The sequence below is a fragment of the Mycobacterium sp. 050134 genome, assembly GCF_036409085.1.
Classification (GTDB): domain Bacteria; phylum Actinomycetota; class Actinomycetes; order Mycobacteriales; family Mycobacteriaceae; genus Mycobacterium.
The window spans coordinates 1-281 of record NZ_JAZGLV010000098.1 but is presented as its reverse complement, the minus strand read 5'-3'; the positions used below and the strand labels follow the sequence as shown (position 1 = coordinate 281).

The following is a 281-nucleotide window of genomic DNA, read 5'->3' as shown; positions in this document are numbered from 1 at the left end:
CGCCACGCCCAGGGCCCGACCGAGTCCGCGCATTGGTCGTGCGACAACTGGGACGCAATGGCCGCCGAGGTCGCTGCCGCCGGACACCTCAGCCACGCGCTGGCCTCCGGGCAGATGTACCTGGCGATGGCGCTGCGCACCCGGCTCCCCCGGGTGGGGGCACTGCTGGCCCGCGGCGCCATCAGCGTGCGGCTGGCCTCGGCGATCGTGTGGCACACCGACCTGATCACAGACCCCGACACCCTGGCCGTGGTCGATGCGGCGCTAGGCGAGGACGCCGC

At 74.0% G+C, this 281-nt stretch carries 1 protein-coding gene; it reads left to right on the top strand.

The window, feature by feature from the left end; all coding sequences use genetic code 11:
- On the top strand, positions 1-281 hold a 281-nt coding region (locus tag SKC42_RS27920; RefSeq protein WP_330967383.1), incomplete at both ends, for a DUF222 domain-containing protein.